The 12,582-nt window shown below is 36.9% G+C and carries 10 protein-coding genes and 1 pseudogene; 7 read left to right on the forward strand and 4 right to left on the reverse strand.

Annotated elements, in window-relative coordinates; translation table 11 throughout:
- Positions 1–342 precede the first annotated feature (342 nt).
- Entirely contained in the window at positions 343–1,257 is a 915-nt protein-coding gene (locus KO561_RS09870; RefSeq protein ID WP_231096933.1) for a metallophosphoesterase, read from the reverse strand.
- 23 nt (positions 1,258–1,280) lie between these two features.
- Entirely contained in the window at positions 1,281–2,012 is a 732-nt protein-coding gene (locus tag KO561_RS09875; protein WP_231096934.1) for a phosphatase PAP2 family protein, read from the reverse strand.
- Between the two features lie 849 nt (positions 2,013–2,861).
- Between KO561_RS09875 and KO561_RS09880 the strand changes: the two genes are divergently transcribed.
- The 5 genes from KO561_RS09880 (at position 2,862) to KO561_RS09900 (ending at position 7,939) form a co-directional block, all read left to right on the forward strand.
- Positions 2,862–4,835: a methyl-accepting chemotaxis protein gene (locus tag KO561_RS09880; protein WP_231096935.1), complete on the forward strand. Its 1,974-nt coding sequence runs from the start codon at positions 2,862–2,864 to the stop codon at positions 4,833–4,835.
- A gap of 206 nt (positions 4,836–5,041) precedes the next feature.
- A complete protein-coding gene (locus tag KO561_RS09885; RefSeq protein ID WP_231096936.1) occupies positions 5,042–5,644 on the forward strand; it encodes a TetR/AcrR family transcriptional regulator in 603 nt (200 codons plus the stop codon).
- Between the two features lie 4 nt (positions 5,645–5,648).
- Positions 5,649–6,500, forward strand: a complete 852-nt coding sequence (locus tag KO561_RS09890) for an ABC transporter ATP-binding protein (protein WP_231096937.1) — start codon at positions 5,649–5,651, stop codon at positions 6,498–6,500.
- The gene (locus KO561_RS09895) at positions 6,497–7,195 is read left to right on the forward strand and encodes a fluoroquinolone export ABC transporter permease subunit (protein WP_231096938.1); all 699 of its coding nucleotides are present in this window, start codon (positions 6,497–6,499) and stop codon (positions 7,193–7,195) included. Before KO561_RS09890 ends, KO561_RS09895 begins: the two co-directional genes overlap by 4 nt.
- 18 nt (positions 7,196–7,213) lie before the next feature.
- The gene (locus KO561_RS09900; RefSeq protein ID WP_231096939.1) at positions 7,214–7,939 is read left to right on the forward strand and encodes a hypothetical protein; all 726 of its coding nucleotides are present in this window, start codon (positions 7,214–7,216) and stop codon (positions 7,937–7,939) included.
- 200 nt (positions 7,940–8,139) lie between these two features.
- On the opposite strand, the gene KO561_RS09905 is transcribed toward KO561_RS09900, so the two are convergent.
- Positions 8,140–8,991 carry a helix-turn-helix transcriptional regulator gene (locus KO561_RS09905; protein ID WP_231096940.1) on the reverse strand — a complete coding sequence of 284 codons (852 nt, stop codon included), beginning with the start codon at positions 8,989–8,991 and terminating at the stop codon, positions 8,140–8,142.
- A 122-nt stretch (positions 8,992–9,113) separates the two neighbouring features.
- Between KO561_RS09905 and fabF the strand changes: the two genes are divergently transcribed.
- Together fabF and KO561_RS09915 are read left to right on the forward strand one after the other, a co-directional pair.
- Positions 9,114–10,349, forward strand: coding sequence for a beta-ketoacyl-ACP synthase II (gene fabF / locus KO561_RS09910; protein ID WP_231096941.1), 1,236 nt, complete (start codon positions 9,114–9,116; stop codon positions 10,347–10,349).
- A gap of 712 nt (positions 10,350–11,061) precedes the next feature.
- Positions 11,062–11,181: pseudogene (locus tag KO561_RS09915) on the forward strand (methyl-accepting chemotaxis protein); the annotation flags it as partial.
- A gap of 235 nt (positions 11,182–11,416) precedes the next feature.
- Here KO561_RS09915 and KO561_RS09920 read toward each other — a convergent pair.
- Positions 11,417–12,565 (reverse strand): glycosyltransferase family 4 protein, encoded by a 1,149-nt coding sequence (locus KO561_RS09920; RefSeq protein ID WP_231096942.1) that lies wholly within the window; start codon positions 12,563–12,565, stop codon positions 11,417–11,419.
- Between the last annotated feature and the right edge of the window lie 17 nt (positions 12,566–12,582).

A 12,582-nucleotide genomic window follows, 5' to 3' on the forward strand; every position in this document is an offset into this window, starting at 1 on the left:
TCCTATATGAGCGTTACAAGAGGAGAAATTATTAAGAAATTGTATTGTTTCTAAAAATCACGTAAATAATCTTACAAACTAATAGGTAGACATACAAAAATCATGTATGATGGTTGCAAATAGAATGGAAGAGGGGACGAAAAATGAAAAAGGTAGGATTGTTATTTGCGTGTTTGTCTCTAGGAACATATGCTTTTACTCGAAATGGAAAGGTGAACTCTAAAAAGTATGTCCCATTGCCAGCAAGAGATAAAGCTCTATGAATGAGTTGAAATTTTCATCATAATTAGGGAGTGGACAAGCCCACACGTCTTAATAAGAAGAGGAGTAGGCTTGATTATTTTAACCCCGCAATAGTTCAAAAACTGTAATCTCCGGAGGACAATTAATTCGTATAGGAACATTACTAAACCCTATACCTCGATTAATATAGAGTCGGTTCCCATTAGATCCAAAGCCTTTAATCCAACCAGACGAATGAACTTTCTCATCTTTTAAAACGGTCTTAAACAGCCAAGTTGAGAAGTAGGGGATGTTTATTTGGCTCCCATGAGTGTGACCAGCAATTGCTAACGGTGCTAATTGAGCAGGTATTTTTTTAAAGGCATCTGGATTATGCATCATAACAACTCGAGGTAAGGCATCAGGGATGTGTTGGAACACTTTTTTCGGATATGCGCGTTCCGCCCATGTCGCACCAATTCCAGCAAGGTAAAGAGAATGAGGAGAAGGTTCTCCCACGGTAATGTTTTCGTTAGTTTTCAGTAAGGACATCGTTTCATTTTGTAAAACTGTTATACCGAGATTTTCCAGCTTTAGTTCTAATCGGGTCGCAATCTTGGTCTTCGGAGCATCCTGTAGATCATTCATGCCGTAATCGTGATTTCCTAGGACAGTAAAAACTGGGATGTCAGCTGATACTAAAGGTTGAAGTAGCTGAGTAACAGCCTTCATTTTTGCTTCACTTTCTGTTTCCGGATGATATAGAAAATCACCTAATATCAAGACTATCCCAGGATTAAGTTCTACAACTTTTTCTGCTGCTCGTTTAACTGTTTTTGTATTATCCATCCACATACCAACTTGAAAATCTCCAATTACGGCAATTGTTTCATTCTCCCATACCTTTGGAAGGTTAGGGATGAATGCTTTTTCTCTCTCTATCTTTATAAAAAAAGGTTCGCAAATTCCCCAGATTAACACGATAATAAGTAGTGAAGTGATGAGGATTGCGGATCTTTTAAGTGTTTTTTTCATGTTTCGCGATCCTCCATTTCGGCTTATTTATGAGGATTTGCATGAAATTTTTTAACAAAAAACTGTCGAATAGAGCGGAAGGGGCGTATATGATAATGCGTACGCCATTCTATCCATTCTAAAGCTAAAATACACAGCATCAACCAAGCTGTTCCTGCTAGATAGCCTGCGAGAACATCGCTTGGATAATGGGCACCTAAATAGACACGGCTAAAACCTATTAAGAAAATAAGTGTACTCGAAATCGATATAAGCGCCCATTTTATCGACTTCGGATTACGACTCTTCAACAATAAATAAATCATGAACCCATAAAAGATTAAAGAACCCATGGAATGACCACTAGGAAAACTGAATCCTACGGCATCAATTTCCGGATTAATAGAAGGTCTTCCGCGATCGTAATGTTGTTTTAGTACACGAGTAATCGTGCCACCACCAGCTATAGCTAGGAAAAATGCAGCAATTCCCCATCCGTCTTTTGATCTTAACCATAAGATAAGGATAACTAAAATAGAACAGATGGTTAAAAACCACACCGAGCCTAATTCGGTTATGAACAGCATGACTAAATCAAGTGCATCGGTTTCCATTATTTTAAGAGCCTCAATAATGAAGGAATCAAAGCTCTTCACTTCCTTTTCAAGCAAACCTTCTCCAATTTCTATAAAAAGGTAAGTAAATCCGCATATGACTGCTAGTCCAATCAATACTAGCAGGAGGGGAAATCCTGTTTTTTTAACTGTTTCATTCATCGTTTCACTCTCCTGGCAGCAAGTGTTATTTTAGTTTGTTCTTGTAAAAAGTATATATGTAATAAAGTAGTAAATGGGAAAATGTTGCTGATAACTATGGGGGAAAGGGCTAACTAATGGGTTTAAACGCCTGAGTATGTTTACAAAAACTTCTTTCGTGGTATAATAAATAAAAGAATTCTTAAATGTTAAAAACCGTTCCATGTTAGAGCATGGAACGGTTACAATAGACCAACCCCAACAAGAGGGGAAGGCACACAGAGCGAAAATAATCCCTCAAGGCTGGCTCAAAGCGCATGAGGGATTATTTTTTGTTATTCTTGTCGGACATGATAAATGCAACTAACATGCCGAAAGAAATCATCAACGTTAATACATTTCCCATATCCATTGGCAACACCTCCCTTCATAGGAACGTCCCAGAAGGTGAAATGTGCGCCATTTTCCCTCATGCGAAGCCAGTCTATTGTATAATTCATTATATCATAAACGAACATTTGTTTGTATTATATTTCATGTAAATTCAACTTCAAGATTCCTATTATGACCAAAACCCAATCGATTGTTATAACATTTGTCCATATCCTTACTTCTATCCTATTAGAAAGCATCCCCTAAGGAGGAAGGAATCCTTTTTTGACTAGTTGCTCGTCCATACAATCTCTCTTTTAGAAGGTGTTACAGTCCCAGTAAATTTAATGATTCGATGTGAAATATTAATATTTTGAACGGATTGAAAATATGAGAAAAATCACCAATGAAAAATTTGTCGATTTTCGCAACTTTTAGTCAAAACGATGATATAATTAAATTAGTTTTATATCAACACTATTTGACGGAGGGGACGAATTGCTAAATTTAAAGTCAGTCAGAACTAAGTTTTTTACATCGCTATTATTTCTTTCTATCGTACCATTGCTTATATTTGGAACAATAATATTTACTCAGTCCAATCAAAATTTCGCGACGATTTCACAAAATAATCTTACATCAGCGAAGGATTCATTAACTAGTCGATTTGATCAAGTATCGGAAGAGCTTCTGATGTTGTCCGAAATTTACGCTCAAGATGAAGCACTAATAAATAATATTCAATCAGGAAACAGAATCGATCTTTCAAATTATGTAGTATCAATCTTCGAGAGGTTAAACATAGAACATCGTGTTGATGTATTCGAATTGGGAGATTCTGACGGAATCGTTTTGTTCCGCGGCCATAATCCAGAAAAATTTGGAGATGACAAGGGGGACAAGCCTGCGATACAAGCTGCTCTGCAAGATAAACCCGTATCTGGCTTTGAATTTGGGAGTAGCGGGCTAGCAGTTCGTGCCTTTGTTCCTATTAAAGAGAACAATGAGGTCATTGGAACCTTACAAACAGGTTTGGACAGCCATGTTGTTCAATCGATTACTGAGGCTATTCAAGGGGTTCAATTAAACATTATGAATCTTGAAGGGGAAGTCGTCGTTAGCTCTGAGGAAGATCATATTGGAACAAAAAGTGAGGATCAATCTGCGTTAAAGGCAGCTATAGCAGGTAAAGAAAAATACCAGGAAACCGGAGACTTTATGGAGTATTATTTCCCATTATATGATCCAACACAAACAGAGGTAATAGGCGTCGTTCAGATGAATCAGGATCAATCTACAATACAAAATATGAACCAAAAGCTTGTCATTACGATGATTGCTATAGGAGTAGTTACATTGATCATTGTTATTATAACGGCCTTTTTAATGAGTCGCAGCTTTTCTAAACCAATCAAACAAGTCACCCACCTAATGGAAAAAATTGCAAAAGGTCAATTAAACAATGAAGTGGATGGTTTGAATAGAAAAGATGAGTTTGGTCAATTAGCACATTCTGTCCAACATACGCAAGAAAATTTACGAGGTATGATTGAAAAAATTACGAACTTATCAAATATCGTTAAAAAGCAATCTACACTAGTAAAGGTAGCTTGTGATGAACTAAATTCTGGTAGTAATCAGGTAGCTTCTACTATGGAGGAGTTAGCATCTGGTTCGGAACAACAAGCTCATTCTTCAACAGATCTCGCTGAGCAAATGAAGCAGTTCTCTAAACGGATTCAACAAGCAACGGAAAATGGCGATGTTGTCCAAGAAGCTTCTACTAATGTTCTTGAAATAACGAAAAACGGCAATCAATTAATGGACCAGTCAATATCCCAAATGACGAATATCTATGAATTGGTCAAAGACTCCGTAAGTAAAGTAGAAAAATTGGACAGTCAATCACAACAAATTACAACTTTAATAAATGTCATTCAAGATATTGCCAATCAAACGAATTTATTAGCGTTAAATGCCGCAATTGAGGCAGCTAGAGCTGGTGAACACGGGAAAGGATTTGCGGTAGTTGCAGATGAAGTCCGTAAATTAGCAGAGCAAGTCTCTGATTCAGTTGGAGAGATAACAGGCATAGTTGGTAATATTCAAACAGAATCAAGCAATGTGGCTGAAACATTAACAAAAGGCTATGGAGAGGTCGATCAAGGGTCGAAGCAAATCAAAGAGACAGGAAAAGAATTTGAACGGATTCAGCAATCTATGCAAGATATGGTCTCAAATGTGCTAAGTATTACAGGTCATTTAGGTAATATCTCTTCAGAAAGTGTTCAAATAAACAATTCCATTGAAAATATTGCCTCTGTATCCCAAGAATCGGCAGCTGGTGTAGAAGAGACATCCGCATCCGTTGTGCAAATGAGTGGATTAATTGAGGATATTTCAAAAAATGCACGCTCTTTAGAGGATTTATCAGATGAATTAGAAGTCATGGTGAAACAGTTTCAATTATAAGGATTCGGACAAGATGTCTGATGAAAAAGCTAGCCCTACATGTAAAGTTATTATTCCTTTATGTGTAGGGTGTTTTTTTAAACTACCACGAAATATAGCCCATAACGCTTAAAAACTACAAGTTTAGCTTTACATCTACCAAGATCAGGTATATATTAAATATGAATAAAAAAATAAAATATTCATATGTTCAAGAGGTGTGGATGATGGCTAAAGGGTTTAGTAAACAAGAGAAGCAATTTATCTATAACAAACTAATAGTAGAGGGAAAACAATTATTTAGTGTTTTTGGAATAAAGAAAACAAGTATTGCCCAATTAACAAATGCTGTGGGGATTGCACAGGGGTCGTTTTATCACTTTTTTTTATCTAAGGAAGAATTGTTTTTTGAAATTTTGGAAATAGAGGAAGCAGAGATAAAGAAGAAGCTACTGGATAAAGTTAGTCAAGAACCGATGACTCGCAAAGCTTTTAAGAGAATGCTGTTGTATAGCATTGAGTTGATTGATGAGCATCCTGTTATTAAAAGTCTTTTTCAAGGAGAGAGTATGGAGCAGCTTATGCGCAAGTTACCTCCAGAACGAATCAAGCAGCATATTGAACAAGATGAGTGGGCACTTGCTCCTTTCCTAAAAAAATGGCAAGAAAATGATGTATTGGTGGATAAAGATCCAGCTGTAATCACTGGTGTTATTCGAGGCTTCTTTACATTGTTACTGAACAAAGAGGAAATCGGGGAAACGGTGTATCCTGAAGCTGTCGATCTACTTGCCGAATGTTTAGCGGCTGGTCTAATTAGAGAGGAGTAGCATGATGATTGATGTGAAGAACCTCGTTTATCGTTACCCAAGTAAAGGGGAGGATATTCTGAAAGGTATTTCTTTTCGGGTTGAAAAGGGACAGATCTTTGGGTTTCTTGGTCCATCTGGTGCGGGAAAGAGTACGACACAAAAGATTTTGATTGGTGTATTAAAAGGGTATGCTGGCAGTGTTCGAGTTGCTGGTCAAGAATTGAAAACACTGGATTCCACTTACTATGAACGAATAGGTGTCGGATTTGAATTTCCAAACTTTTATCAGAAATTTACCGGACTTGAAAACTTGAAATTTTTTAGTCGCTTATATCATAATGCTACAGAAGACCCAGAGCAACTATTGGAGAAAGTAGGGCTTAAGGATGCTGCAGATGTTAAGTTTGGTAATTACTCAAAAGGGATGAAGATGCGTCTTAATTTTTGTAGGGTCTTGCTGAATAATCCCGATATAATATTCCTTGATGAACCAACATCTGGCCTAGATCCAGTTAACGCGAAAAAATTAAAGGATTTGATCACGAAAGAAAAAGAGAAAGGGAAGACGATTATTATTACGACACACAATATGCATACAGCTGAAGAGCTTTGTGATCATGTTGCGTTTATCGTTGATGGGAAGATTTCTGTAATAGATTCACCCAAGCAACTGAAAATGGCGAATGGAAAAAAAGAGCTAAGCGTTGAGTACCGTAATGGGGGAATTGTGAAAACTAACGTGTTTTCGCTTGATAGATTAGATGAAAACGTGAAGTTTCAGCGAATATTACAACATGAGATTGTGACTATGCATACGAAGGAAGCAACTTTAGAGGATATATTTATTCAAACAACAGGTAGGACACTGGTATGAGAGTACTAGAGTTGTTGAAAATGGATGTTCAGTTTCAGTTACGACATGGTTTTTATTATGCATATGCTCTTGTAACTGCTTTTTATATATGCTTGTTGCTTCTTATTCCAGAAGCATTTGTCCAAACTACTTCAGTACTCATTGTATTTACGGATCCATCTGTATTAGGCTTTTTCTTTGTTGGTGGACTCGTTTTACTCGAAAGAGACCAATCTATTTTTAGTACATTATATGTGACACCACTGCGAATTCACGAGTACTTAATTAGTAAAGTTTCGTCCTTAACCTTTCTAGCAACTGCTACAAGTATGTTTTTATTTTTAGTGATTCATCAGGCTTCATTTCATGTTGTACCATTTTTGCTAGCCGTTATCCTTTGTTCGACATTCTTTACATTGCTAGGAGTGAATGTAGCTGTTCGTGTACAGACAGTGAATACATTTCTATATATTTCAGCGGCTTTAGTTGTAGTCTTTTACCTGCCATTAATAAACTACTTTCATCTATACGAATCGCCTTTATTTTACATCTTACCAACGCAAGCGATTCTTTTGTTAATGGAAGGAGCTTTTGTTCAACTATCACTAAGTACATATGTGTATGCGGTTGTCGTATCCATTGTCTGGATAAGTGTGGTATATGCTTGGGCTTATCAATCTTTCCAACAATTTTTAAAAGAGAAATGTTTTACATAGATTGGAGGGGAGAGGAAAATGATTAGAAAAATAGTAATCCTTTCAGCAGGAGATTGGAAAAATATCCGAAGGGATCCGCTACTGATATTTTCGATGTTTGGAATATTGTTGCTGGCAGGCCTTGTTCGTTTTGGGCTACCGGAACTCCATGTATTCCTTGGAAACCATACGACATTTAATTTACAGGAGCATTTTCCTTTAATCGTCAGTTTAGTGTTACTTATGACACCACTCATGGTCGGGATGCTTTACGGATTTGTATTGCTCGACGAACGAGATGAGGGAATGTTACTTTATTATGCTGTTACCCCATTAACCAAGTTTGGCTATCTTATTTGTCGTCTGGTCCTACCAGTGATTGTGACTTTTTTTCTATCGTTTGCCGTCGTTCTGTTTCAAGGTGTGGTGGATTGGAATCTAATGGCCTTTATACCGATTGCTTGTTTGTTAGCACTTCAAGCTCCTCTAATTACAATGGTGATGGCAAGTTTAGCCTCGAATAAGGTGGAAGGGTTAGCTTTGTCTAAGGTCATCAACTTATCTATGTTAGCACCGTTAATAGACTATACTATCAAACATCCAATCGCACATTTAGTAATGATTTTTCCAATGTATTGGCCAGCACATCAATTTATTTCAATGAGTTCAGGTAACGAGAGCTTTCACTCCATCTTCATAGGGATCATCCTAACAGTGATTTGGTTTATTGGCCTAAACCGTGTGTTTCAGAGGAAAATCGGATAGTGCGAGTTATCGTCCTTCTTTAGGATTATTTCTTGTGGTTTGATGGTGAGCAGTGGTCTATAAAAATGACAGTTTATTAAGTTGAAGATTTTTATAAGTAGATACTTAATGGGAAATATGAATAATTTTTATAATGTTAAGGATTTTAAAGATAAAAAAGTCTAATTCCTCCGTATTTTTAGCAGGGAATTAGACTTTGATTAATTTTCACCGGAAACCTTTTTCATCAATCGCTTTAATTTATTTTCTGTATCTGTTTTCTCTACTGGTGTGTAGATACTACACCGTAAATCCATATCACCTTGAACTTGAAGCGAAGTTAAATTAAACAACATTTTTCCTGCTTTAGCATGTCTGAATTCAATTATCATATCTGGAGCCTTACTTACTTCACTTTCTTGCCATAAATTTTGGAATTCTGAATGTGAATAACTCATTTCTTTAATAAATTGGTTGTACCATTCATCGCCTAAATAGTGTCCGTAATAGGTACGGAAAATAGCAAGAAAACCTTTTGCAAAATGTTCCCAATTGACGGCCAATGCTTTAAATTCTTTTCTAGTGAACACTAAACGAATCAAATTTCTTTGGTCATTCGGTATTTGTTCAAAATCTAAGAAAACATGAGCAGATGCAGGATTCCAGCCCACAATATGGCAATGTCGATCCGTAATAATAGTCGGACAATATGTTAATTCAGATAGTATTCGCTTTAAAGAAGGGTTAAGCTCTGATTGATCCTTTTTTTGATTGGTGATTTCAGATTTCGCCTCTAATGCTAGGTCATATAAGTAGTCTTTTTCATCCTTATTTAATTGTAGAGCTGTAGAAATACAATCTAGTACAATTGAAGAAACCTTTATATCTCTTCCTTGCTCTAGCCATGTATACCAAGTGGTACTTACCCCTGCTAATTGTGCAACTTCTTCCCGCCGTAATCCTGGTGTCCTTCTCCGTATGCCAGCAGGTAATCCAATAGACTCTGGCTTAATTTGGGCACGCTTTGTTTTTAAGAATGTCGATAAAGCTTCAAGCCTAGTTTTATCATTCATTATGAAAACTCCTTATCGTATTAATTTAGCCTAGTAGTATTTATACCAGTATAAACAATCCCTTGTAATAGGATAAAGGAACTGTAAAATACAAGTATATTATTGATTTGGAGGGATGAAAAGTGGAAAGAGTTGTGATTACCGGTATTGGAGTAGTTTCTCCTATAGGAAACAACATCCAAACATTTTGGAACAATCTGATCAACGGAACATCTGGTATATCCCCTATTGATACATTTGATGTTACTAATCATAAGACAAAAATTGCAGGTATCGTCCAAGATTTTGATGCAGATGAAGCTTTAGGAAGGAAAGAAGCAAAGCGTTTAGATCGCTTTTCTCAATTTGCTTTGGCTGCAGCTGAACAAGCTTGGTCAGACTCTAAGTTAGACCTCGATCATATAGATGTAGAAAGGTTAGGTGTTTACGTAGGTTCAGGTATAGGAGGAATTGAAACCTTGATTGAAAGCATTGATGGACTTAGGCAGAAGGGGCCAAGAAGAGTTAGTCCAACTTTAGTACCTGCCATGATTTCTAATGCTGCAGCAGCACAAATTAGTATCAAGTGGAATGCGATGGGGCCTTCTTTGTCTCCAGTTTCTGCCTGTGCAATTGGAAATACAGCTATTGGTGAAGCATTTAGACTAATTCGTTCTAGTGAGGTTGACGTTGTGTTTGCGGGTGGAACAGAGGCAGCTATAACAGACTTATCAATAGCTAGCTTTGGTAATGCTACAGCATTATCAACAAGAAACGATGATCCCACTAAAGCTAGTCGTCCATTTGATGAAAGTCGAGATGGATTTGTCATGTCAGAAGGAGCTGGAATTCTAATCTTAGAGTCTTTATCTCATGCTTTACGTAGAAAGGCAAAAATTTATGCAGAAGTCATTGGATATGGTGCAAGTTCAGACGCACACCATATCGTAGCTACGCATCCGGAAGGTAAAGGGGCCTATCTTGCAATGAAATCAGCTTTAAAAAATGCCAATATATCGACTGAAGAAATTGATGTTATTAGTGCCCATGCAACAAGTACAAAAGTAGGGGACATCTCGGAAACGATGGCTATTAAGCAGATGTTTGGAAAGCAAGCTTATCAGATTCCAATAACAGCTAATAAATCTATGCTTGGTCATATGTTAGGGGCAGCTGGTGGAGTTGAAGCAATTGCTTTAGCAATGAGTTTAAAGGAAGGGATAATTCCTCCAACCATTAACTTAGAAAATCCTGATCCATTATGTGATCTCGATTATGTTCCATCTGTTGCTCGCCAAGTGAAAATAAATACGGGTCTATCTAACTCATTTGGTTTCGGAGGTCATAATGCAGCAATTGTTTTAAAAAAATACGAGTGACTTTTTCGCTTTCTTTTCAAGAGAACCACCTTCATGGCGTAGAGAGACAGCCATTTACTGTAGCCACGGTATTCGGTAGAAGGGGGAGGGGCATCGCCAACGAATGCTTAGAATCGCTAGACCCTTGTTACAATTTGTTGCTGGTGGGCCTTTAGGTTATTCTGTAGCCCCCTGCAATTTATACTAACTAGGTAAAGAAGAGTTAACAGGCTTCAGAATAAAACTCACAAATACCTTGAAAAAGCAATTAGATCTAAGGATGTTTACAAGATTTTCTTACGTGGTATAATAATTTCAAATGATCACAAATTATAAAAACCGTCCATGTTACAGCATGGAACGGTTACAATAGACCAACCCCAATAAGAAGGGGAGGCACACATAGAGAAAATAATCCCTCATGCGCTTTAGGCTGTGGCTTGAGGGATTATTTTTTGTCTTTCTTATCGGACATGATAAATGCAACTAACATGCCGAAGGAAATCATCAGCGTTCATACATTTTCCATATCCATTGGCAACACCTCCCTTCGTAGGAAACGTCCCAGAAGGTGAAACGTGTGCCATATTCCCTCATGCAAAGCCAGTCTATTGTGTAAATTATTATACCATACACGAACGTTCGTTTGTATTATATTTCATTTAATTTCTACTTCAAAACACCAAACGGATTCCACAAGCAACAGAAAATTTTTAATTAATGTCATTCAATTATTGCAAATCAAACGAATTTATTAGCGTTAAATGCCGCTATTGAGGCAGCTAGAGCTGGTGAACGCGGTAAAGGGTTGCAGTTGTTGCAGATGAAGTCCGTAAATTAGCAGAACAAGTTTCTGTTTCGGACGAGAAAATAACGAGTACCCTCGGAGACATTCAAACAGTATCAAGCAATTAATATCTTAGTTTCTTCGGTACAATCCAATAGAAGATAAGTAATGATTGAAAACACGGTACACATACTTGGATTTATATTTTCTAGTAGACATAATATACATTATGGGAAGTAAAAGAGAAATCAGAATCCCAAGTCTCAAAAACTGAGTATTCTTGGGATATTGAGATTTTTGATTAAATAATATGTTTTGTATCATTTTCTTTTTGTTCATACAGTTTTAATGTTTCTTTATAAAAATCTAATAATTGTTCAGATGGTTTTGTCCAACTAAATTTTTCAGCTTCTTTACGAGCATTTTGTTTTAATTCTTGAAGTTTGATTTCATTATCTAATTTATTGACGGACTGGAACATACTTTCAAGGTTTTCATTTTCAAATAATAAACCGGTTTTTCCATCTTCAATTTGTTCCATGGTTGGTCCACTTTTTGCAGCAATAACGGGTAATCCGGATGCCATCGCTTCTAATATCACTAATCCTAGTGTTTCTGTAATAGACGGAAAAACAAATGCATCTGCGGAAGCAAATGCTTGGGAAAGCTCTTCTCCATGAAGAAATCCTGTAAACACGGTGTTCGTTCCGTGAAAGGTTTTTTCGAGCTCTTCCCTTGCTGGTCCATCTCCAACGATTGCAAGCCTAATATCTTCTCGGCTTTCCAATAATGGCTTTAGCTTGTGAATTTCTTTCTCAATCGCAAGACGTCCAACGTACAGGAGTAATTTTTCGTTAGGATTCCCGTCTGACAGCCTATTCCTCATGGATTCATTGATGTAGGAAGGGTGATATTTTTTAATATCCACCCCTCTTACCCATAACTTCATGTTATAAAAGTCGCGTTCTTTAAGCTCTTTCCGTACTGCTTCTGATGTGCATAAGTTTAGATCCGCCTTATTATGAAGAAATTTAAAATAACTCCAAAATACCGGTTTTAACGGTTTATAAATCTTATAATAATCCAAATATTTCGGTACATGGGTATGATAAGATGCCACTAAGGGATAACCTAATTTGGCTGCATATAATACACCTGATGCACCAACAAGCGCGGGGTTTACGACATGGACAATGTCTGGATCATACTCTTCAATGATTTCTTTTACCCTTTTCTGTGGCAAGGAGAATTTTTTATACCGATAAAACGGCATCGTTGTCGTTTTTACTCCTTTAACAACAGCACCCTCATATTCGTAAACTCCAAGGTCTGGAGCGATGACTAAAACGTCATGTTCCATGTTTCTTAAATATTTAATTGCTTCGGTTAACCTTGTTACAACTCCATCTGTGGACGGTAAAAAGGTTTCGGTCACAATTGCAATTTTCAAAGCTAAAAGCTCCTTTT

This window comes from Radiobacillus kanasensis, assembly GCF_021049245.1.
Taxonomy (GTDB): Bacteria; Bacillota; Bacilli; order Bacillales; family Amphibacillaceae; genus Radiobacillus; species Radiobacillus kanasensis.

What these genes read in the sequence shown, in the direction of transcription:
- KO561_RS09900 (WP_231096939.1), top strand. Translation starts at nt 7,214, where the DNA reads ATGATTAGAAAAATAGTAATCCTTTCAGCAGGAGATTGGAAAAATATC.
- KO561_RS09890 (WP_231096937.1), top strand. Translation starts at nt 5,649, where the DNA reads ATGATTGATGTGAAGAACCTCGTTTATCGTTACCCAAGTAAAGGGGAG.
- KO561_RS09895 (WP_231096938.1), top strand. Translation starts at nt 6,497, where the DNA reads ATGAGAGTACTAGAGTTGTTGAAAATGGATGTTCAGTTTCAGTTACGA.
- KO561_RS09870 (WP_231096933.1), bottom strand. Translation starts at nt 1,257, where the DNA reads ATGAAAAAAACACTTAAAAGATCCGCAATCCTCATCACTTCACTACTT.
- KO561_RS09905 (WP_231096940.1), bottom strand. Translation starts at nt 8,991, where the DNA reads ATGAATGATAAAACTAGGCTTGAAGCTTTATCGACATTCTTAAAAACA.
- KO561_RS09875 (WP_231096934.1), bottom strand. Translation starts at nt 2,012, where the DNA reads ATGAATGAAACAGTTAAAAAAACAGGATTTCCCCTCCTGCTAGTATTG.
- KO561_RS09885 (WP_231096936.1), top strand. Translation starts at nt 5,042, where the DNA reads ATGGCTAAAGGGTTTAGTAAACAAGAGAAGCAATTTATCTATAACAAA.